This is a genomic window from Stappia sp. WLB 29 (genome assembly GCF_023507705.1).
Taxonomy (GTDB): Bacteria; Pseudomonadota; Alphaproteobacteria; order Rhizobiales; family Stappiaceae; genus Stappia.
Genome location: NZ_JALBGD010000011.1, coordinates 51195 through 73956 on the forward strand (window position 1 = coordinate 51195; position 22762 = coordinate 73956).

The window sequence follows — 22762 nt, forward strand, 5'->3', positions numbered from 1 at the left end:
GGCGACCGGTCTTTCAACGCCCCCTGCCAGACAGATGCCATGGCATCTGCCTGCCCGCAGCCGGACATCACTTATACGGGTCGGCGGCGTCGCGCAAACCGTCGCCAAGGAAATTGAACGCGAGCACGACGATGATGATGGGAACGACCGGCGCCATCAGCCAGGGATAGATGACCACAACCGAGATATCCTGCGCCTCGTTGAGCAGGACGCCCCAGGACACCGCAGGCCGGCGCAGACCGAGGTTGAGGTAGGACAGCGCCGTCTCGCCGAGGATCATCGCCGGGATCGACAGGGAGGCCGATGCGATGATGTGGCTCGTGAAGCCCGGCAGCAGGTGCTTGCGGATGACGCGCGAAGGCTTCGCCCCCATCAGCAGTGCGGCCTTGGCATATTCCTCCTCGCGCAAAGCCAGCAGCTTGGAGCGCACGGCACGCGCAAGACCGGGCCAGTCGAGCAGGCCGAGGATCACCGTGATGCCGAGATAGATCCAGACGGGCGACCAGGTGACCGGAAGGGCGGCCGACAGTGCCATCCACAAGGGCAGTTCCGGCAGCGAGCGCAGGATCTCGATCACCCGCTGGATTGCGCTGTCGATGAGGCCACCGAAAAAGCCGGCCAGCCCGCCGAAGAACAGTCCCAGCACGATGGAGATGGTCACGCCGATCAGGCCGACGGTAAGCGACAGGCGCGCGCCATATACGAGGCCGGAGAACACATCCCGCCCCAATCGGTCGGTACCGAGGAGGTAGAGCGTCCCGTCCTTCGCCGGACAGACAAGGTGGAAGCTCGCATCGAAAAGACCCCAGAACCTGTATTGCGGTCCGAAGCAGAAGAAGCGCAGCGGCTGCACGTCCTGGCGGTCTTCGGTGTAGACCCAGCGCACCGTCTCCAGGTCGATATCCGCCTTCAGGCCGTAGACGAACGGGCCGACGAAGGAGCCTTCATGGAACAGGCGCAGCGTCTGCGGCGGCGCGTAGAGATGGTCGTTGGAGCGCTGGTTCGGTGAGTAGGGTGCGATCACCTCGGCAAACGGGACGCACAGGTAGAACAGGATGAGGATCACGCCCGACCACACGGCGACCCGATGGCGGCGGAACTTCCACCACATGATCGTCCACTGCGAGGCCTGATAGTAACGCTCCTGCTCCGGGGTAAGCGTTTCTGCGTGAGACGGGTTGAATGCGTCCGGATTGACGTAGTGCTCGGGCTCGTTGCGCATGTTCATCACGCCTTCCCCCCAAGCCGGATACGCGGGTCGAGGACCGCCAGAAGCAGATCCGACACCAGCATGCCGATCAGCGTCAGGACCGCGACGAAGAGCAGGATGAAGCCGGCGAGAAACTGGTCCTGCGACTGCAGGGCATTCAGCAACACAGGTCCGACCGTCGGCAGGTTGAGCACCACCGACACGATGACCGAGCCGGAAACAAGCGAGGGGATCAGGTTGCCGATATCGGCAATGAACGGATTGAGCGCCATGCGCAGCGGATACTTCACCAGAAGGCGGGACTCGCGCAGGCCCTTGGCGCGCGCCGTTGTCACGTATTGCTTGTGGAGTTCATCCAGAAGATTCGCCCGCAGGCGCCGGATCATCGCCGCCGTGCCGGCGGTTCCGATGACCACCGTCGGCACGATCAGGTGCGCCAGCACCGACAGCGCCTTCCCCACGCTCCAGGGCTGGCCGATGTATTCCGGCGCCATGAGCCCGCCGACCGACAGGCCGAACCAGAGGTTGGCGAAGTACAGCATGATCAGGCCGAGAAGGAAGTTCGGCGTCGCAAGCCCGATATAGCCGATGAACGTGAAGCCGTAGTCGCCCCAGGAATATTGCCTGGTCGCCGAATAGATGCCGATCGGGAAGGAGACGACATAGACGAACAGGATCGTCGCCGTGTTCAGCACGATGGTCAGCGGCAGGGTCGGCCCCACCACTTCGGACACCGGCTTCTCGTATTCGAAAGACCAGCCCCAATTGCCCTGCAGCAACCCGTCGAAGCCATGTACGCCCGGCCAAAGGCCGATCCAGATCAGGTAGCGCTCCAGGAATGGCCGGTCGAGTGCGAACTCCGCCCGCAGGAACTCGAGCTTGGCGATGGATGCGCTTTCTCCGGTCGCTCGCAGAGCTGCAATCTGGTTGGAGATGTAGTCACCGGCCGGAAGCTCGATGATGACGAATGTCAGCAGGCTGATCACGAACAGCGTCGGGATCATCGTCAACACCCGGCGCAGGATATAGTAGAGCATCAAGCGGTTCCCCCAGCGCCCCGCAGCGCCATTCTCACGTCACTTCCGGTAGAATTCGTCCATTCGGTGAATGCCGAACTGAGCACCGGGATCCCAGCCGTAAATGCCTTCCTTCGGCACATTGCCGAGACCCTTCACCACAATCGGCTGACGGACTTCCGACACCAGCCCGATATGAATCGTCTCCTCGGCATGGATCTTCAGGATCTCATGCCAGATTTCCGTCCGCTCCTCCTCGGAGCTGGACTTCAGCCAGTCGTCGTAGAGCTGCGTCAACCGGATCGCCGGCTCCCAGTCCGGCTTTTCTCCGGTCTGACCGTCGGTCTCGTACCAATTGCCCCAACGCGACCAGGACAGGAAATCGCTGCGCACCGGCGCAAAGTCCTCCGGCGGCATTTCCGAGGTCGGAATCCCGTTTTCGAAACCCGCCCACACCGACATGACCAGCAGGCCCGATAGCGCCCGTTCGCGGATGATGTCGCGCTGGCTCGGCTTGGCGAACAGCTTCACGCCGATCTCGCGCCAGGTCTCCCCCACGAGTTCCAGCGCGTCGAGCTCTTCCTGGCTCTCGCCGGTCGCCTCGACGATGATCTCGAGCGGCCGGCCATCCGGCATCAGCCGCACTCCGTCGCCCCGGCGCTCCGTCAGGCCTATCTCGTCCAGCAGGCGATTCGCCTCCTCGGGGTCAAACTGGGCATGGAGATCGCGGTACTCTTGACGATACAGCGGGCTCTGCTCGAGCACCGTATCGTTGCCCGGCGTCGCGAGCCCGAGATAAAGCACCTTGTTGATCATCTCGCGGTCGATGCCGAGCGAGAGCGCACGGCGGAACCTCGTATCCAGCATCAGCTTGCGCCAGACCGGATCGGCGACCGTCAGGTTGGGTTGCAGGGAAATCTGCGAGCCCTTGCTGATCGGCCAGAGATAGGTCTCGAACCGGCCGAGCTTTTCGCCGCGCTTGAGGATCGTGATGTCGGAAAAGCCGATATTGCGCGCCTGCAGGTCGGCTTCGCCGGCCTGGGTCTTCGCGGCGATGATCTTGCCATCAGCCACCGTCATGATGACGCTGTCGAGATAGGGCAGCTGCTGCCCTGCGGAATCGATCCGATGGTAGAACGGATTCCGGTGCAGCACGAACCGCCGCTCGCTGTCATCCACCAGCCTCACCCATGGCTGCAGGCTGGGCAGCCCCGGGTTCCGGGCATCATACATGTCGTCCATCTTGTTGAAGAGCGCGGCCCAGCTGCGCAGCTTGCGCTCTTCTGCCAGCTTCTGGATCTTCTCCGCATCCCCGTAGCGCGCGTGGAACTGCTTCAGGTAATGCGCCGGACGATAGATGAAGGGCGGACGCGACTTGGCCAGTTCCGGCTTGAACAGCGGGTTGGGAGCGTCCCACATGAAGCGGACAGTCGTCTCGTCGATCACCTCGAAGACCGGTGGCTTGCCCCCGGCCAGCATGAACTGCGGCAGGCCCGAGGGCTGGAGCTCGGCATTCGAGGCGACATCCTTGTACCAGAACCGGATATCCTCGGAGGTGAACGGGTGGCCGTCCGACCACTTGTGCCCTTTGCGCAGGACGAGGGTGAAGATGCGCCCTTCTTCCTCGATAAAGTCCTTCAGGATGTCGGGCACCAGCTCCAGCTGCTCGTTATAGGCAACGAGACGGGCGTAACCCCAGACGTTGATCAGGCGCACGTCGCGCGAGCGGCCGATCAGCGTGTCGATCTTGCCGCCCGGCGTACCGATCTGGCGGCCGCGCGCCTCCAGGTCGACGATCAGCGGCTCCTCCGGCACCCGCTCCGAAACCGGCGGCAGGTCGGTGCCGACCCGCGGCGCAAGCGACGGCGTCTCCTTCAGCGTCAGAGCCGACGCCGGCAAGGCCGCAAGCACGGACGCGCAGAGCAGGGCAAGGGCAGGCAGCACGGTGCGGGATTTCATTGGGCTGCCTCCATCGAAAGCGGCGTACCGTTACCGACAAGACCCGGCGCGCATACGAAATGCCCTTTCTCCATCTCCACCAGCACCGGGCGAACACCATCGACGATGCGGTAAGGCTCGGGCCAGAGATCGGGTTCCGATGCCCGGCCCGCCTCCAGCGCCGCAAAATCCAGAGGAGCATTCAGATCGGGCTCCGGCACGGAGGCGAGCAGCGCGCGAGTGTAGGGATGGAGCGGATTTCCGATCACATCACGTGTACTGCCGACCTCGACCACCCGTCCTCGGCACATCACGGCCAGCCGTTCGGCGATATAGTCGACGACCGCAAGATTATGACTGACGAAGAGATAGGTGAGCCCGAGCTCTTTCTTCAGGTCCCGCAGCAGATTGAGGATCTGCGCCTGCACCGATACGTCGAGCGCCGATGTAGGCTCGTCGCAGAGAATGAATTCCGGATTGAGCGCAAGTGCCCGCGCAATGCCGATACGCTGGCGCTGACCGCCTGAGAACGAATGCGGGTAGCGACGCAGGAAGCGCGGATCGAGCCCGACGAGGCGCATCAACTCGCGTACCCGCTCGGCCCGCTCCTCCGGAGTGCCGACCTTGTGGATCACGAGCGGCTCCATCAGCAACTCGTTCACTGTCATCCGCGGGTTCAGCGACGAGAACGGATCCTGGAAGATCAGTTGCACCCGGCGGCGGTATTCCAGCAGATCAGGTCCCTGCATGCTCGCGACATCGACAGGCCCCTCGCCGCAGTCGTAGCGGATCGCGCCCTCGTTGATCTCGATCGCCCGCAGGATCGCCTTGGCGGCGGTCGTCTTGCCGGAGCCGCTTTCGCCGACAAGGCCGAGGCATTCGCCGCGCTTCACGGTCAGGTTGACATTGTCGAGCGCCAGAACCGTTCGCGTTCCGCCTCCCAGAAACCCGCCCTTGCGGGTGGTGAAACGCTTGGTGACGTCGGTCATGCTCATCAGCGGCTGGCCGACGGCGCAGGCGCGTTCTGAGCGTCCCTTCTTGAGGAAGCCTTCCGCGTGCGGCTCGATCGGTCGGATCGGCACCAGCCGCTCGCCTTCATCCATGCCGAAGCGCGGCACCGCGTTGAGCAGTGCCTTGAGGTAGTCGTGGCGAGGATCGGCGAAGAGGGATGCGGCGCTGCCGCGCTCCATGATCCGTCCGTGGTAGATCACCACCACCTCGTCGGCCATGTTGGCGACAACGCCGAAATCGTGGGTGATGAGCAGCGTCGACATCTGCAACTCGGCCTGCACATCCTTGATCAGCTTGAGGATCTCGGCCTGGATGGTGACGTCGAGCGCAGTCGTGGGCTCGTCGGCGATCAGCAGTGCCGGATGGCAGATCATCGCCATGGCGATCATCGCACGCTGGCGCAGGCCGCCGGATAGCTCGAAGGCATAGGAATCGAGAGCGCGCGCCGGATCGGGAAACCGCACCAGCCGCAACATTTCCCGCGTCAGTTCGCGCGCCTCCTGTGCGCTGACGCCCCGATGCAGCTCGGCCGCCTCGCCGATCTGGTCGCCGATCGTGTGAAGTGGCGACAGGGACGTCATCGGCTCCTGGAAGATGATGGCGATCCGGTTGCCGCGGATGGCACGCATGGCCGCCCCCTTGCGATCGAGGGCGGCGATGTCGACCGCGGCAGCTGTGTCGTTCTCCCGAAACAACACGCGGCCGCCAGTGATATGCGCCTTTTCCGGCAGAAGGCCCATGATCGTCTGGGAAATGACGGTCTTGCCGGAGCCGGACTCTCCCACAAGAGCCACGGTCCGATTGCGGGGAACGGAAAAGGAGACATCGTCGACGGCTCGGATGCGGCCTTCGCCGGTCAGGAAATCGACACTCAGCCCGTCGATCGTCAACACATCCACGTGGCTTTTCCTCCTCCAGACGCCCTCGGTGTTTTCCGTTGTCGCGCCATTATAGGAGACCAGTGCCAGCACGAAAGTGCGTGTTGCCCCTTGCCCCCCTGTCGCTCTTAACAGTGCTAGCGCAGGCGCGTGTGACCGGCATCACAAATTAATGACATCACCTTGAAAAACTGTTGTGAAAAACCATCGCAGACCGTCAGCCTGCCAGATCAATATCGGCCCCGGGGATGCACAACCCTTCCGGTGTGACCGTATCGTCGAGCCGCCAGACCGCAATCGCCTCGCTGCGGCCGCGCAGGCGGTGTGTTCCCACCTTCTGCGCTGCACCGGCGGCGATCATGCCGCCCGACTGGGCTTGGATACGGCTGACGGCGGTGTCGCTGGCCAAGATCACCACCTCGTCCTGCGGAGCCACATCCCGACCAAAGGACTGGAGCCTTTCGCACAAGTTCACCGCATCACCGACAACCGTGTAATTCCAGCGGTCGAGCGCGCCGACATTGCCGACGACGACGCGGCCGGTATGCAGCCCTATGCGCATGCGCACGACCTTGCCGCCGTTGCCACGCGCCCGGGCATTCCCCTCCCGCAACGCTGCTGCAATGCCGAGGCAGGCCCGGGCCGCTGCAAGCGCGTGATCCGCACGCTCGTCCGGCGCACCCCAGAAGGCAAGCATGCCATCGCCAATGAACTTGTCGACGGTTCCGCCTTCCCGCTCGACGGCCGCGACCAACAAAGCGAAATGCTCGTTGAGAATATCGGCGGTCTGCGCCGCCGTCAGATTTTCCGACATCGAGGTAAACCCTACAATGTCGGTGAAAATGAACGTCAGGTCGCGTTCGCTCGCCACCGCCGCCTGATCGACGCCAAGGCGCATCAGTTTGCGGAATAGGGAGCGCGGGACATAGGTGTTCATCGCCCGCAGGCCGCTGACCATCGCATTGAACGCCTGAAAGACCTGGTCGATCTCCCGGACCATATTGCGCGGCAAATGCTCGACCTTGTCGAAATCCAGCTCACCGACGAAACGCGCCTGCCGCGAAATCTCCGCCAGCGGCCGCGTGGCACGCCGCACCAGAAGGACCGACAGGCCGACCGCCAGCAGGATGGACAGCAATCCGACCACCGCAGAGCCGAACAGTCGCTGCACCTCGCGCGAGATGGTGGAGGCGACATAGTACTGCCCAACCGTCCACACCCCCGGCCCGTAGCCTGCGATGACCTTCGTCATCGACAAATAGTCGGGGCCGCCGTCGTCGTTGTCCAGGTCCCGCACCTCCACGCCTGCCGCGCTCGCCTGCTGGAAGTTCTCCATCGGCTTCGACGTCGCCAGGCGCGCCAGAGCCCTGTCACCCAGTTGCTCGATGGTTATGGGAAGGCGCGGCACCTCGCCTCCCGGCGCCGCAAAGTCCTCGATATCCGAATGGGCGATCACCTCATTACCGTTGGCGATGATGAAGACGGTCGAGTGCTGTCCTTCGTCGAGTTGGCGCACGGTACGGCCCAACTCGTCGATGGAGACGGCCGCCGTCAGATAGCCGATGAGGGTCTCGCCCCGAACCAGTGGAACGGTGACGTTGGCATAAAGCAAACCGCCCGAGGTCACCAATGGCCCCCAGGTCGCGGGCGAATTGGCAGTCATCTGCGGCAGTGCGTAGAGCTTGGCTTCCTCGGGTATCTGCTGGCGCCGAAACGGCCAGAGCTTTCCGGTAGGCGAACGATAGATCCCGAATCCATCGCCGGCAGCGTCATTCACCACCAGGGCATCGAGCGACGGGTTGGCGTGGACGGCGGCGATCAGTTCACCGCTCAGGTCCTCCAGCTTGTCGCCGAGTTCGCGTCCGTCGAACACCGTCTTGAGCTGCACGACGGCCTGCGAGGCGAGATCGAGATGGTCGCGCAGCCGACGCTCCAGTGAATTGGTCGTCAGCACCGCCTTGTCGTTCAGCAGCGAGAAGGTGTTCTGCATGTTGGCTGAGACGGCCAAGCCGAGCACCAACAGCATCGAGACGCCGATCAACAGGCCAAATGCCGTTCCCACCACCCAGGTAATCGAATAGACACGGCGTTCGCGTGCCACCTGCTCAACTCGCTGTTCGTCCATGCGTAGCTGCGCCGTCCCTGCACTCTGCCCGCCAGATATCCCGCCCGCATTCGCGTCATACGCCGGTCGTTACCTTTCCCGGCACAATAGCGCGGATTGCGTCCGAAACGCGACCCCGCAGCTGCCGAACATCGCGTGAAGGTCAACGGCCGGCGCGTTCTCTTTCCTTCCGGTTCCGCGCTGGAAGCGCCGTCTCTGTACTCGGCACCGCTCAGCAGCTAAGAGACATCTCGTCAAACGGGAGCGAACGCGTGATCGACTACGAGGCCGAATACAACAATCGGGCGCTGGTGCCCGAGCATCCCGCGATCATCGAGGGCTGGGTTCGCGACGCCGCGCACTATCGCAGCGAAGCCAATCGCACGCTCGCAACCGCCTACGAACTGGGCGAGCGGACAGTCTACGATCTTTTCCTCCCCGAGAGCGGCATGCCGGAGCGCGGGCCGCTTGGCCTCTTCATCCATGGCGGCTACTGGCAGGGGCTCGACCGCACCTTCTTTTCCCATATGGCCAAGGGGCTCAATGCCCATGGAGTTCCCGTCGCCATCGCCAATTACTCGCTCTGCCCGCAGGTTCGCGTCGGCGATATCATCGAGGAGATCCGGCGGCTGGTCGGTCATCTGTGGGAACGGTATCGCCGTCCCGTGCTGGCCTATGGCCATTCCGCCGGAGGACAGTTGACCGCCGCCCTGCTCGCGACCGACTGGGGCAGCCGCGGGCTGCCGCGCGGGCTGGTGCCGGCGGGACTCGCCATTTCCGGCGTCTTCGACCTGCAGCCGCTGATCGGCACGTCGCTGAACGAAAAGCTGCGTCTCGACCGCAAGGAAGCCATCGACGTTTCCCCGATCGCCTTTGCCGCTCAGCCGGGCACACGGCTCATAGCCGCGGTCGGGGGCGGCGAATCGTCGGAGTTCATCCGCCAGTCGCGGGTGATCGCCGATGTCTGGCAACGTGGCGGGGTCAGGACCGAACTCGACATTCGCGGCCAGGACAACCATTTCACCGTCATCGCACCGCTGGCCGATCCGGACAGCGATCTGACATTGCGCCTCGTCGACATGGCCCGGTCGATCTGTTGAGCTTCGGGCACGAACGCCCGCAACCATGACGCGGGCGGCCCGATGACCCTTGTCAATGCAGCCGGTCCGGCACTCCCGCTAGCTTGAGGAACCGTCGACCGCAGCCGCAGGAAGGAGCCTTCATGCGTCCAGAATCTCCCGCTCCCATCCGCCTGGAAGATTACTGGGCACCCGCCTACCGGATCTCGACCGTTTATCTCGACATTCGCCTGGCGCCCCGCTCGGCAAAGGTTCGGGCACGGCTGGCTCTCGAGCGGGCGGCAGATACGGCACCTGGAACGCCGCTGATCCTGGACGGCGACGAACTTCGCCTTACCGCTCTCTCGCTCAACGGGCGCGTATTGGCGGATGCGGACTACACTGTCGCCCCGGACAGGCTGGAAATCACCTCGCCCCCCTCGGATCCCTTCACGCTGGAGATCGAGACGGCGCTCGATCCCGATGCCAACACCAGGCTGATGGGTCTCTATCGCTCGAACGGTACCTATTGCACCCAGTGCGAGGCCGAAGGCTTCCGGCGCATCACCTATTTCCTCGACCGGCCCGACTGCCTGGCTATCTACACAACCCGGATCGAGGCCCGCCTCGGCGAGGCGCCGGTACTGCTGGGCAACGGCAATCCCGTCGAGAGCGGCCCCGTGCCGGGAACAGACCGCCACTACGCCATCTGGCACGATCCGCATCCCAAGCCCGCCTACCTCTTCGCCATGGTGGCGGGCGACCTTGCCTGCGTCAGCGACAGTTTCCGGACCTGCGAGGGCCGCGATGTCGCGCTCAACATCTATGTCGAGCATGGCAACGAAAGCGCCTGCGACTGGGCGATGGACAGCCTGAAGCGCTCCATGCGCTGGGACGAAGAGGTCTTCGGCCGCGCCTACGATCTCGACGTGTTCAACATCGTCGCCGTGTCCGACTTCAATATGGGCGCGATGGAGAACAAGGGCCTCAATATCTTCAACGACAAATACGTCCTGGCCCGCCCGGAGACGGCAACCGACCAGGACTATGCCGGCATAGAAACCGTCATTGCCCACGAGTACTTCCACAACTGGACGGGCAATCGCATCACCTGCCGCGACTGGTTCCAGCTCTGCCTGAAGGAAGGCCTGACCGTCTTTCGCGACCAGGAATTCTCGGCCGACATGCGCTCGCGCGCGGTCAAACGCATCGCCGACGTGCGGCTGCTGAAGTCGCACCAGTTTCCCGAGGATGCCGGCCCCCTCGCCCATCCGGTGCGCCCGCGCCTCTATCACGAGATCAACAACTTCTACACGGCCACCGTCTACGAGAAGGGCGCGGAAGTCGTGCGCATGCTGAAATGCCTCATCGGCGACGAGGCGTTTCGTGCAGGCATGGATCTCTATTTCCGTCGCCATGATGGAGAGGCAACGACGATCGAGGCGTTCCTGGCCTGCTTCCAGGAAGCGAGCGGGCTCGATCTCGACCAGTTCTCGCTTTGGTACGAGCAGGCGGGAACGCCGGTGCTCAAGGTCGACAGCGCCTATGAGAACGAGGCCGGGCGGCTCACCCTCACCTTCCGCCAGCAACTGGCTCCGTCCCCGAAACAGCCGGACAAGCAGCCGATGCATATTCCCGTGCGCGTCGGCCTCATGGGGGCGGGCGGCGAGGAACTGGCGCCCACGACGATTACCGGCGCCGATACGACCGGCGACGTGCTGCACATCCGCAATCCGGTGCAGACCGTGGTGTTTACCGGACTGAAGCAACGGCCAATCCCCTCGCTGCTCCGCGGCTTCTCGGCGCCGGTGTCGCTCAAGAGCGATCTGAGCGAGAGCGACCTGCTGTTCCTTGCCGCCAACGACAAGGACCCCTTCAGCCGCTGGGAAGCGCTGCAAAGCGTCGTCATGACGGCGCTGATTGCGGCAACTGCCGGCACCGCCCGGCAGGAAGCGGTGGCGGTCAGCCCGGCGCTGATCGCCGCCTTCGCCGCCAATGTCGCCGACGACCGCCTCGAACCGGCCTTCCGGGCCCTGTGCCTGCAACTTCCGGGCGAGGCGGACATCGCCCGCGAGATCGGCCACGACGTCGATCCGGATGCCGTTCATACCGCGCGTGCCGCCTTCCGCCGAGCGATTGCCGACGGCATCGCCCCGACAATCCGGGCGACCTACGAAACGATGCAGGACGAGGCGGTCTTCTCCCCGGATGCCCGTTCGGCCGGCCGCAGGGCCTTGCGCAACACGCTGCTCGACTATCTCGGCCATGGCTCGGACCCGGCAGGCAACGACGTCGTGCAGGCCCATTTCGAGACGAGCGACAACATGACGGACCGCTTTGCGGCGCTGTCGGTGCTCACCCACGCCGCACTGCCGGGCCGGGACGCAGCCCTTGCGGCCTACGAGGAGCGTTACCGGGCGGTGCCGCTTGCCATGGACAAGTGGTTCATGGTGCAGGCGACCGCGCCCAATGCCTCGACCCTCGACCGGGTTCGCGAACTCACCGGGCATCCCGCCTTCTCGCCCGGCAATCCGAACCGCGTGCGCGCACTGGTCGGCGCTTTCGCCAGCGGCAACCAGAGCCAGTTCAACCGTGCAGACGGTGCAGGCTTTGGTTTCGTGGCGGATTTCGCCCGCGATCTCGACCGACGCAACCCCCAGGCGGCGGCACGGATGATGTCGGCCTTCCGGTCCTGGCGCGCGCTGGAGCCGGGTCGCCGTGCCCACGCAGAGGCGGCCCTTCGGCGCCTTGCGGCGGAAACAGGCCTTTCCGTCGACATGCGCGACATCGTCGAGCGCTGCCTGCAATAGGATATCAATCCCCGTTCGAATCAGGCTTTCGGGCCGTCGGAGCAGTCATCCCAGACCGCCCCGGCGGCCCGTTTCATGTTGGCCGAACGGGACTCGCAAGAGTTGTGCGTTTTGCAAATCGCATTAAGCTTCCATTAACTATATTTTTCTTGGGGGACTCTGGACAAAGCAGGCGAATGCGATTCAAATGAAAATGATTCGAGCGCCGGTTGCGTTCTGTTTGCGGCAAAATCGACACATCGGGGGCCATTACGATGGCGCGTGCCTTTGCAGGGGCTGCGTCCGCGCGTCGATTCGCGGACATGTTGAAACGACAGCGTGATTCGCAGTCGCTGACCGGGCACATCCGCCTTCTGGCGCAGCCCGCCTATCAGCGACTGCTGACCGCGGAACCTTTCTTCCGTCGCGCCATCCCCATTTTGTGCATCGTCTTCATCGCGACGCTGGCGACCTATCGCGCACTCACGCTCTCCTACGAGCATGAGGAGACCGATCTGAGGGCCCGCGACGACCTGACGATGATCGCGACCACGCTGGCCGCCCGCCTGTCGACCGCCGAGGCCGCCCTTCCCGAGCAGGGCTTCAGCACCGCGCTTCAAGCCGCCCTCGCCGACAGCCTGCCGCCGCGCGCCACCGGCGACGGCCGCCGCATTCTCGTCGCCGATCCGGACGGCGTGATCATGGCCACCGCGCCGATCCGCTCCGATCTGGAAGGCCGCCCGCTCGCCGACCTGCTCGGTGCCGGCCAGCCGCTCACCGTCTTCGGCGCCCGCGCCGGCGTTCTCACCGTCTCCGCGGGCGAACCGGACGAGGCCTATGCCACCGTTCATCACCTCGACGGCCGGCTCGGCATGGTCGCCCTGATCCAGTCCAAGGACATGATCTTTGCCGATTGGCGGGCCAGCGTGTCAGCCAACGTGACGCTGTTCGTCGGCACGGCCTCGGTTCTCCTGGTGCTCATCTACGCCTTCTTCGCCCAGGCGACGCGCGCCGAGCAGGCCGACCAGATCTACGCCGCCACCCGCGCCCGCATCGACCTTGCTCTCAACCGCGGCCGCTGCGGCCTGTTCGACTGGGACCTGTCGCGCGGCCGCATCTTCTGGTCCGCCTCGCTCTACGAAATGCTCGGCCTGCAGCCGCGCGACGACATTCTCGGCTTTGCGGAGATCTCCGCCCTCGCCCATCCGGACGACATCGACCTCTATGAGCTGGCAGAGTCGCTGCTGGAGACCGGCGAGACCACCGTCGACCGCATGTTCCGCATGCGCCACGCCAATGGCGACTGGGTGTGGCTGCGCGCCCGCGCCGAAGTGCAGAGCGAGCCGGGTATCGCCGAGCCGCACCTCATCGGCATCTGCATCGATATTACCGAGCAAAAGCAGCTTGCCGAGCAGAGCCGCACCGCGGACCTGCGCCTGCGCGACGCCATCGAGACGATCTCGGAAGCCTTCGTCCTGTGGGACACCGAAAACCGTCTGGTGATGTGCAATTCCAACTACCAGACGCTGCACAACCTGCCGAATTCCGCGATCAAGGCCGGCACGCCCTATGCTCAGGTGATGGCCGCCGCCCGCCAGACCGTTGTGTCGGCGAGCCCGACCATCGGCAGCGATGCCTCCGACCCCTCTTCGTCCTACGAGGCCCAACTCGCGGACGGCCGCTGGCTGCAGATTTCCGAGCGCCGGACCAAGGATGGCGGCTTCGTCTCCGTCGGCACGGACATCACGGCGCTGAAGCGTCACGAGGAAAAGCTGATGGAGAGCGAGCGGCGGCTGATGGCCACCGTCGCCGACCTGCGCCAGTCGCGCCAGAAGCTGGAAGTTCAGGCACAGCAGCTGGTGGAGCTTGCCGAAAAATACTCCGAAGAGAAGACCAAGGCGGAAGAGGCCAACCAGGCCAAGTCCGAGTTCCTGGCCAATATCTCGCACGAGCTGCGCACACCGCTCAATGCGATCATCGGTTTCTCCGAGATCATGGACCAGGGCATGTTCGGCCCGCTCGGATCCGACAAGTACCGCGAGTACTGCACGGACATTCACGACAGCGGCCGCTACCTGCTGAACGTCATCAACGACATTCTCGACATGTCGAAGATTGAAGCCGGACGCATGGAGCTGAAGCGCGAGGCGGTCAACCTCGGCGCGATCGTCACCGACGTGACGCGCATCATCTCCGCCGCTGCCGCCGAAAAGGCCATCTCCGTCACCAGCGAGACCGAGGAAGGCCTGACGCTCTCTGCAGACCGGCGCGCGGTGAAGCAGGTGCTGCTCAACCTGCTCGCCAATGCGGTCAAGTTCACCCCGGACAACGGCTCGGTGACCCTGGCCGCCACTCATGGCCGCATGGACGGCACCAATGCCGTCGTGATCGCGATTTCCGATACCGGTATCGGCATCCGCGAGAGCGATATCTCGCGGCTGGCAAAGCCCTTCGTCCAGGTGGAAAACCAGTTCACCAAGACGCACAAGGGGTCCGGCCTCGGCCTGGCCATCGCCCAGTCTCTGGTGAAGATGCATGGCGGCACAATGGAAATCCGCTCCAGCGTCGGCAAGGGAACCACGGTGACCGTCACGCTGCCTGTCGAGGCACGCATGGCCAGCAAGGCTGCTTGAGCCGCACGCTTCCCGCTTCCGCACAACGCTCACTCCGACTTGCAGGGCCCGCATCGCGGGCCCTTTCTCGTTTTTCGCAGCTTTCCGCTCTGCGACACCACGCCGCCGGGCCGGCCTGTTCCGAAAACTTAGGCGCTAACCTAAATTTCGGTTGACCTCTTCACGGCAAGTAGATAGTTAGGCAAATGGCTAAGCATGATCCGAACCTGAACCTCAAGTTCGCTGCCCTCAGCGACGAGACACGCAGGGCCGTCGTCTCCCGCCTGGCGCGGGGGCCGGCTTCGGTGAGTGAACTGGCCTCGGCTCATGCCATGGCCCTGCCTTCGTTCATGGGTCACCTGTCCAAGCTGGAAGCGGCCGGACTGATCGAGACGACGAAGAAGGGACGCGTGAGATACTGCCGGCTTTCGGCGGACGGAATAGCGCCCGTCACCCATTGGCTGGCGGAACAGCAGGCGCTCTGGACCTCGCGGATGGACCAGTTCGACGCCTATGTCGCCAAGATCGTGAAAGAGAGAACCGATGAAACTTGACCCGGAAACCGATCTCATCCTGAAGCGCACGCTCAAGGCGCCGCGCTCGATCCTGTGGGAATGCTGGACGACGCCCGAGCACATCAAGCACTTCTTCGTGCCACGGCCCCACAAGGTCACGGCCTGCGAGATCGACCTTCGGGTCGGCGGCCGCTTCAACACCACCTTCGAGGTGGAAGGCAACGAGATGGCCAACGAAGGCGTGTTCCTCGAGATCGTGCCGCAGGAAAAGCTGGTCTTCACCGACGCCTATACCGAGGGCTGGAAGCCCGCGCCGGACCCGTTCATGACGGCCATCCTGCTGCTGGAGGACGACGGCAACGGCGGGACGGCCTACACCGCCATTGCCCGGCATCGCTCGACCGACGCCCGCAAGACTCACGAGGACATGGGCTTCCATGACGGCTGGGGCACCGTCTCCGAGCAGCTCGACGCCTATGCGCTGGATCTGCTGAAGTCGCGATAACTCCCGTCCGATTGCCGGACAGCGGCGACGCGCAAAAGCGCGTCGCCCCCTCGTGGGGCGGCTATGCCGCTTTACTCGGCTTTGGCCGAGACCTTCCCCACCAGCTTCTCGAACGTTTCGCGCACCTGCTTCTGCCGGTCGGCGAGCATCGCCTCCAGATGGGAAAAGTCCGGCGCCTCGCCGGCATGCACAAGCAGCTCGCGCACGCCGTTGGGCACCGCATCGGCCTTGAACGTGCCCTCGAGCGTCAGGCGCTGCACCTGGGTCAGCGCGTGATACAGGCGGATCGCGGGCAACAAGACCTCGGCATCGCCAGCCGACAGCAGGCCGGCATCGCGCGCCCGCTCCAGCACCGTCTCCGTCGTCTGCGACAGGATCTCGGGATGCGCCTGCGCATTGACGAGCTGCAGGTACTGGGCCAGGAACTCCACATCGACCATGCCGCCGGCGACCTGTTTCAGATCCCAGATGTCCGCGGTCCCCTTCTCCGCCTCGATCCGTCCGCGCATCGACGCGACTTCGGATGCGATCTTGTCCGCATCCCGGGGCCGGGCCAGCGTCTCGCGGATAAGGCCCTCGATCCTCGCGGCAAAGGCATCCGAGGACCGCGCGATCACCCGCGCCCGGGTCAGGGCCATGTGCTCCCAGGTCCAGGCCTCCTTGACCTGATAGGCCTCGAATGCGGCAAGCCGCGTCGCCAGCGGACCGGCATTGCCCGACGGGCGCAGGCGGAAGTCCACCTCGTAAAGGCGCCCCTCCGCCGTCGGCGCCGACAGCGCCGCGACCAGCCGCTGGGTCAGGCGGATGAAATACTGGCTGGCTGCCAGCGGCCGCTTGCCGTCAGTCTCCGCCCCGTCCTCAGGATGGTCGTAAAGCAGGATGAGGTCGAGATCGGAGGCCGCCGTCATCTCCCGTCCGCCGAGCTTGCCCATGGCGACCACCGCCCAGTCGGCACCGGGCAACTGCCCGTGGTTTTCCGCCACCTGGTCGATCACGAAAGGCATCAGGCCGGCAACGACGCTCTCGGCGAGACGGGCGAGCGCCTCTCCCACCTGATGGGCGTTCAGCGTGTCGGAGAGCAGCCGCAGGCCGATCAGGAACTGCTGCTCCTGCGCGAAGATCCGCGCCCGGTCGAGCGCGTCTTCGTAGAACCGGGCGAGATCGAGCGTGCGGGCGAGGCCGGCGCGGAACTCCTGGGACGTCGGCATTGCGCCGAAGAAGGCCGGATCCATCACCGCATCGAGCACATGCACCCGCTTGGAGACCACCTCGCCCATGCGGGGGGCCGCGCCCATCACGGTCGCCAGCAGCTTCAGAAGCTGCGGATTGGAGCGCAGGAGCGAAAACAGCTGGACGCCGGCGGGAAGCTTCGACAGGAAACCGTCGAAGGCAATCAGCGCCTGGTCGGCATTGTCCGTGCTGGCCAGCGCCGAGATCAGAACCGGATGCAGTTCGGTCAGCCGCTCGCGCGCCTTGGCCGAGCGGACCGCCGGATACCGGCCGAAATGCCAGGCTCGGATGATCTTGCCGGCCTCCTTCGGCCGCTGGTAGCCGAGCCGCGTCAGCGTCTCCAGCGTCTCGGGATCGTCGTCGTCGCCGGTGAAGACCAGATTGCCGAGATCGGAGGCCAGTTCCGGCTCGTTCTCGAACAGCGCCGAGTAGTGCTTCTGCACCCGCTTCAGACGAGTGCGCAGCTCTTCCTCGAAAGGTTCCAGTTCGGCAAAGCCCATCAGCCGGGAGACGCGTGCCCGCGCCTCGGCATCCGCCGGCAGGATGTGCGTCTGCTCGTCGTTGACCATCTGGATCCGGTGTTCCACCGCCCGCAGGAAAAGATAGGCCTCGGTCAGTTCGTCGCGCGCATCCTGTGCGATCCAGTCGAGCTCGGCGAGCGTCGCCAGCGTGTCGAGCGTGCGCCGCCCGCGCAGTTCGGTGATGCGCCCGCCGGCGATCAGCTGCTGGGTCTGGGCAAAGAACTCCACTTCGCGGATGCCGCCGCGGCCGAGCTTGACGTTGTGGCCCGCCACCGCGATCCGGCCATGGCCCTTGTGCACATGGATCTGGCGTTTGATCGAATGCACATCGGCAATCGCCGCATAATCGAGATATTTGCGCCAGATGAAGGGGGCGATCTCCTTGAGAAAGCTCTCCCCGCATGCCACGTCGCCCGCGCAGGCGCGTGCCTTGATCAAGGCCGCGCGCTCCCAGTTCTGGCCAAGGCTCTCGTAATAGACCAGCGCGGCCGGGATCGACATGGCAAGGGGCGTTGCGCCCGGATCCGGGCGCAGCCGCAGGTCCGTGCGGAAGACGTAGCCGTCCGCCGTACGGTCGCCCATCATCTTGACCAGCCGTTTGGTCATGCGCACGAACTCGACCGGCGCCTCCGCCCCGCCCGTCACCGGTGCAAGCTCCGGCTCATACATCACGATGAGATCGATGTCGGAGGAGTAGTTGAGCTCCAGGGCGCCGTACTTGCCCATGGCCAAGACGACGAAGCCTGAACCCTTCTCGGGGGCCGCCTCGTCGCGGATCTCGAACCTGCCGCGCCGGGCAAGATCGCGCAGGCAGAAGCGGATCGCCGCGGTCAGCGCGGCATCGGCGAACCGGCTGAGCCCGCCGGTCACCGCATCGAGGTCGAGCGCACCGGCGATGTCGGCAAGCGCCAGCGTCAGCGCGAGATCCTGCTTCAGCCGCCGCAGGGCGGCCATCACCGCGCTTTCCTCCTCGCCGATCAGCTCGCGAGCCTCGGCAACCAGCCTGTCCACCCGTGCCTGCGGGTTCTCCTGCAGCAGGGCGGCAAGGCGGTCGTGGTCGGCAAGGGCAAGGTCGCGCAGGTAGGGCGCGTTCGTCAGGGCTCCCGAAAGAAACGCAGCGACCCGGTCGCGCTGCTCCTCGTCCGCATCGAGACCCGCAACGGCATCGGCGAGATCCCGCGCCAGCGCCTCGGCTGCAGCCTCGCTTTCGGGGGCAGGAACGCGCGAGATAGCGGCCAGCAGAGGCAGATCGCCGGCGTCTGCTCTCTGGCTGTTCCCCTTCCGGCCGCCACCGTTTCCGGCACCCTTCGCTGCGACACTGTCGTTCAACCCGACCTCCCGATCCGCTCCCTGACAAGGAGCTGTCTTGTTCAATCTCCGCCGGTGGGCGCGGCACCATCAGCACCGACGGCCGCCGGCAATCGCAACCGCGCCATCAGGCCGGGCCGCGCATCGGCAAGCTCCAGCCGCCCGCTATGCAGTCGTGCGACCGCCGCCACGAGGCTGAGACCGAGGCCGGAGCCCGGCGCGCTGCGGCTGGCCTCCAGCCGCACGAACCGGTGCAGCACCCGTTCCTTGTCGGCATCGGGAATGCCCGGCCCGTGGTCGCGCACACCGAGCAGCACCTCGCTGCCTTCCGCGCGCGCTTCCAGTTCCACCCTAGCGCCCTCGCCCTTGTCCTGCCGAGCGTATTTCAGTGCGTTTTCGACAAGGTTTATCAGCGCCTGGACCAGCAGCTCGCGGTTTCCCGTCACCTTCAGCCCGTCGGTCACGCGCAGCTCCATGCCGCCGCCCTCGTCCTCCGCGACCGGCGCGTAGAGTTCGGCCACCTCGCGGACCAGTTCCGAAACGTCGATATCGCCGAAACTCGCGTCGGACGAGCCGGCCTCCACGCGTGCGATGCGCAGCAGCGCGTTGAAGGTGCGGATCAGGGCGTCGCAGTCGTCGATGGTGGTCTCCAGCACCTCTCGCGCCTTGCTGTCGCCCGACAGATCGCTGCGCAGCGCCTCCTCCAGCCGGTTGCGCATGCGCGTCAGCGGTGTCTTCAGATCATGGGCGATGTTGTCGGAGACATCCTTCAGGCCCTGCATGAGCACCTCGATGCGGGTCAGCATCGCGTTGAGGCCGATCGCCAGGCGATCGAACTCGTCGCCGCTCCCCTCGACCGGCAAGCGTTCGCTCAGATCGCCCGACATGATCCGCCTGCTGGTCGCCGTCATCGCATCGATGCGCTTGAGTACGCGGCGGCTGACGAAGACCCAGGTGACGAGCCCGAGCGCGGCCAGCACGAACAGCCAGAAGCGCATGGCCTCGGCCAGCAGCGAGCGGAAATACTGTTGCTCCTGCAGATCGCGCCCGACCAGCAGGCGGAAGCCGCCGGACAGCTGGAACACCCGGGCCAGCGCCTCGCGGCGGGGGCCGCCGCCGATGGGGGTGTAGATCACGCGCTGCAGTTCGCCGCTCTCGCCGGCCAGCACGCGGTCGTCCAGCTGCTCGATATTGCCGACCAGTTGGTTGGCGGCGAAGTCGGTGACGAGATAGAGGCTGGCGCCGGGCCGGCGCGAGCGGGCGTCGACGGTGGCGACGAGCGCGCGGATGCCGCCGATGCGGTACTGGTCGGCAAGGCCGGAAATCTCGGCATCCACCGTATCCACCACCTGCTCGCGCAGCACCGTGGCGGTGTTTTGCGACAGATAGACGAGGACCGCGCCGGAGGCGAGCGTCAGCGCCGCCAGATAGATCAGCGCGAGCTTGATCGCCGTTGTGCGGAACAGCCGGCCGGTCGCGGTCGTCTCGCTCATGCGCGGCCGCTGTCGCGGATCGTATAGCCGGCGCCGCGCACCGTGTGCAGCAAGGGCCGGTCGAAGTCCTTGTCGATCTTGGCGCGCAGCCGCGAGATATGGACGTCGATCACATTGGTCTGCGGGTCGAAATGGTATTCCCACACATGCTCGAGCAGCATGGTGCGGGTCACCACCTGGCCGGCATGCTGCATCAGGTATTCCAGCAGGCGGAATTCGCGCGGCTGCAGCGGAATCTCCTGTCCCGAGCGCGTCACCGTGTGGCTCAGCCGGTCCAGCGTCAGGTCGCCGACCGTGTAGCTGGTCTCCACCTCGCGCTGGCGCGGCCGGCGACCGAGCGCCTCCACCCGGGCCAGCAGTTCGGAAAAGGCATAGGGCTTGGGCAGATAGTCGTCGCCGCCGGCGCGCAGGCCCGTGACCCGGTCGTCGACCTGGCCAAGGGCGGAGAGCACCAGCACCGGCGTGTGGTGGCCTTCTGCGCGCAGGCCGGAAATCAGCGACAGGCCGTCGCGCCGCGGCAGCATCCTGTCGACAACGAGCACGTCGTAGGGCGCGCTGGTCGCCAGGTCGTAGCCTTCCTCGCCGTCCGCGGCATGGTCGACCACATGGCCCGCCTCGCGAAAGGCCTTGGCCAGATAGCTCGCCGCTTCCTTGTCGTCCTCGACAATCAGGATCCGCATGACCTCTTCCGTGTCTCCGGTCTCGGTTTTCAGGCTGGTTCTGTGTGCTGGGTTTAGCATCGGCAAGAGCTCCCGTCGAACGCGACGAAAAAACCCCGGACCGCTGGGCGGCCCGGGGCTTCGGCCCCCTGGCATGCACCTCGTGGCGGTTGCGGACCTGCCCCTGGCATGCCGGTGACCTTCCGGATGACAGGCCGCCCGTCCGGGGGCTTGTCGTCGGATGGCCGCATCCGGTTCGGCCGGCGGCAGGGCATCCCTCAAGGAGCCCCTGCCGCAGTCGTCGCCCGCGCCGGCGTCGCGGCCGGCGCGGAGATGGCTGTGTTCGCTGTCAGCCCTTGTTCTGCTCGACCGGCACCGCGACGAAGCGCGAAGCCTGGTTGCGCTCGACCCGGAGCAGGACGGACTTGCGGCCGTTCTCGCTGGCACCCTGCACCGCGTTGGCGACCTCGCCGGGGCTGTTCACCGCCTGGCCCGCCACCTCGAGGATGACGTCGCCGGGCTGCAAGCCCTTCTCGGCCGCGGCGCTGGCGCTCGGAACATCGGTGATCACAACGCCGCGCTCGCCGGCATTCATGGCGCTGGCAGCGGCCAGTTCCACGCCCAGGCTGTCGACGAAGGCCGTGTCCTTGCCGGTCTGCTGAACGGCCGCGGTCGTCGGACCCTCGTCCTGCAGGCGGCCGAGGGTAACCTTCATCTCCTGCTCGCGGCCATCGCGCCACACGTCGAGGGTCACCTCGGTGTCCGGCGGATAGGCGGCGATCATCCGGGCAAGATCGCGCGGGCTCTCGACCGGCTGGCCGTCGACGCCAAGGATCGTGTCGCCGGAGCGGATGCCGGCCTTGCGGGCCGGGCTGTCGCCCTGGGCATCGGCCACGATGGCGCCCTTGGCTTCCTCGAGACCGACGCTCTCGGCGATGTCCTTGGACACCGGCTGGATCTGCACGCCCAGCCAGCCGCGGACCACCGTGCCGTCGTCCCTCAGGTCCTGGACGATCGCGGTCGCGGTCGAGGCGGGAATCGCGAAGGCGATGCCGACATTGCCGCCGGACGGCGAGAAGATCGCGGCATTGACGCCGATCACCTGGCCCTTGACGTTGAAGGCGGGACCGCCGGAATTGCCGCGGTTCACCGGCGCGTCGATCTGGATGAAGTCGTCATAGGGGCCTGCGCCGATATCGCGGCCGCGAGCCGAGACGATGCCGGCCGTCACCGAACCGCCGAGGCCGAACGGATTGCCGACGGCCACGACCCACTCGCCGACCTCCGGCGCGTCGGGGGCGAATTCCACATAGGTGAACTCGCGGCCCTCTCCGTCGACCTTCAGCAGGGCGAGGTCGGTGCGCTTGTCGGCCCCGATCAGCTTGGCGTCGTACTCCTTGCCGTCATCCATGACGATGGTGAACTCGCTGCCGTTCGACACGACATGCTCGTTGGTCACCAGATAGCCGTCGCCGGTGATGAAGAAGCCGGAGCCCTGGCTCATGCCGTGGCGGCGCGGCTGCTGCTCCCGGCGCTGGTCGCCGCCGAACTGCTCGCCGCCGAACCGGCGGAAGAAGCGCTGCAGCGGATGATCCTGCGGCAGGTCCTCGAAGCCCGGAATGCCCTGACGATTGGACATCATCCGCGGCGTCTCGTCGGTACGCACGCGCACGCTGACCACCGCCGGCTTGACCGCCGAGACGACGCTCGCAAAGTTCTGCGGCGCCGCGCTCTCCACCCGCACCGGATCGGCGAGGGCGAACTGGCCCGGCACCACCGTCTGCAGGCTCATCGCGCCGGCAAGGCCGAGCGCCAGGGCACCGGCCGCCAGGCTGGTGCGGCCGCGCGGCAGGCGGCGAAGGGCCGAGGGGATGTAGGTGTTCGACATGTGTTGCTCTCCACGTCAGGACCCGGA

The 22762-nt window shown here is 65.5% G+C and carries 14 protein-coding genes; 5 read left to right on the forward strand and 9 right to left on the reverse strand.

Features of this window, described 5'->3' with window-relative positions; genetic code table 11:
- Positions 1 to 67: 67 nt before the first annotated feature.
- The 5 genes from MNI96_RS18510 to MNI96_RS18530 all read right to left on the reverse strand — a co-directional run bounded on the left by MNI96_RS18510 (position 68) and on the right by MNI96_RS18530 (position 8178).
- On the reverse strand, positions 68 to 1228 hold the full coding sequence (locus MNI96_RS18510) for an ABC transporter permease (protein ID WP_249695577.1): 1161 nt from the start codon (positions 1226 to 1228) through the stop codon (positions 68 to 70).
- Entirely contained in the window at positions 1228 to 2247 is a 1020-nt protein-coding gene (locus MNI96_RS18515; protein ID WP_249695579.1) for an ABC transporter permease, read from the reverse strand. The genes MNI96_RS18510 and MNI96_RS18515 overlap by 1 nt, the downstream gene beginning before the upstream one ends.
- A 39-nt stretch (positions 2248 to 2286) precedes the next feature.
- Positions 2287 to 4185, reverse strand: coding sequence for an ABC transporter substrate-binding protein (locus tag MNI96_RS18520; RefSeq protein WP_249695581.1), 1899 nt, complete (start codon positions 4183 to 4185; stop codon positions 2287 to 2289).
- Positions 4182 to 6074 carry an ABC transporter ATP-binding protein gene (locus tag MNI96_RS18525; protein WP_249695583.1) on the reverse strand — a complete coding sequence of 631 codons (1893 nt, stop codon included), beginning with the start codon at positions 6072 to 6074 and terminating at the stop codon, positions 4182 to 4184. Before MNI96_RS18525 ends, MNI96_RS18520 begins: the two co-directional genes overlap by 4 nt.
- A gap of 196 nt (positions 6075 to 6270) precedes the next feature.
- The gene (locus tag MNI96_RS18530) at positions 6271 to 8178 is read right to left on the reverse strand and encodes an adenylate/guanylate cyclase domain-containing protein (protein ID WP_249695585.1); all 1908 of its coding nucleotides are present in this window, start codon (positions 8176 to 8178) and stop codon (positions 6271 to 6273) included.
- A 251-nt stretch (positions 8179 to 8429) separates the two neighbouring features.
- On the opposite strand from MNI96_RS18530, the gene MNI96_RS18535 reads away from it, so the two are divergent.
- From MNI96_RS18535 to MNI96_RS18555, 5 genes are all read left to right on the forward strand, one after another.
- Entirely contained in the window at positions 8430 to 9257 is an 828-nt protein-coding gene (locus tag MNI96_RS18535; RefSeq protein WP_249695586.1) for an alpha/beta hydrolase, read from the forward strand.
- A gap of 122 nt (positions 9258 to 9379) precedes the next feature.
- Positions 9380 to 12025 (forward strand): aminopeptidase N, encoded by a 2646-nt coding sequence (gene pepN, locus MNI96_RS18540; protein WP_249695588.1) that lies wholly within the window; start codon positions 9380 to 9382, stop codon positions 12023 to 12025.
- A gap of 302 nt (positions 12026 to 12327) precedes the next feature.
- Positions 12328 to 14637: a PAS domain-containing sensor histidine kinase gene (locus MNI96_RS18545; RefSeq protein ID WP_244953731.1), complete on the forward strand. Its 2310-nt coding sequence runs from the start codon at positions 12328 to 12330 to the stop codon at positions 14635 to 14637.
- 185 nt (positions 14638 to 14822) lie between these two features.
- The gene (locus tag MNI96_RS18550) at positions 14823 to 15170 is read left to right on the forward strand and encodes an ArsR/SmtB family transcription factor (RefSeq protein WP_158195647.1); all 348 of its coding nucleotides are present in this window, start codon (positions 14823 to 14825) and stop codon (positions 15168 to 15170) included.
- Complete coding sequence (locus MNI96_RS18555) at positions 15160 to 15636, forward strand: SRPBCC family protein (protein ID WP_249695589.1); 477 nt, start codon at positions 15160 to 15162, stop codon at positions 15634 to 15636. Before MNI96_RS18550 ends, MNI96_RS18555 begins: the two co-directional genes overlap by 11 nt.
- Before the next feature lie 71 nt (positions 15637 to 15707).
- On the opposite strand, the gene MNI96_RS18560 is transcribed toward MNI96_RS18555, so the two are convergent.
- The 4 genes from MNI96_RS18560 to MNI96_RS18575 form a co-directional block, all read right to left on the reverse strand.
- Positions 15708 to 18635 carry a bifunctional [glutamine synthetase] adenylyltransferase/[glutamine synthetase]-adenylyl-L-tyrosine phosphorylase gene (locus MNI96_RS18560; RefSeq protein WP_502960361.1) on the reverse strand — a complete coding sequence of 976 codons (2928 nt, stop codon included), beginning with the start codon at positions 18633 to 18635 and terminating at the stop codon, positions 15708 to 15710.
- A gap of 122 nt (positions 18636 to 18757) precedes the next feature.
- Complete coding sequence (locus tag MNI96_RS18565) at positions 18758 to 20188, reverse strand: HAMP domain-containing sensor histidine kinase (RefSeq protein ID WP_249695592.1); 1431 nt, start codon at positions 20186 to 20188, stop codon at positions 18758 to 18760.
- Positions 20185 to 20868 carry a response regulator transcription factor gene (locus MNI96_RS18570; RefSeq protein ID WP_067222682.1) on the reverse strand — a complete coding sequence of 228 codons (684 nt, stop codon included), beginning with the start codon at positions 20866 to 20868 and terminating at the stop codon, positions 20185 to 20187. The genes MNI96_RS18565 and MNI96_RS18570 overlap by 4 nt, the downstream gene beginning before the upstream one ends.
- 328 nt (positions 20869 to 21196) lie before the next feature.
- Entirely contained in the window at positions 21197 to 22735 is a 1539-nt protein-coding gene (locus tag MNI96_RS18575) for a Do family serine endopeptidase (protein WP_249695594.1), read from the reverse strand.
- Between the last annotated feature and the right edge of the window lie 27 nt (positions 22736 to 22762).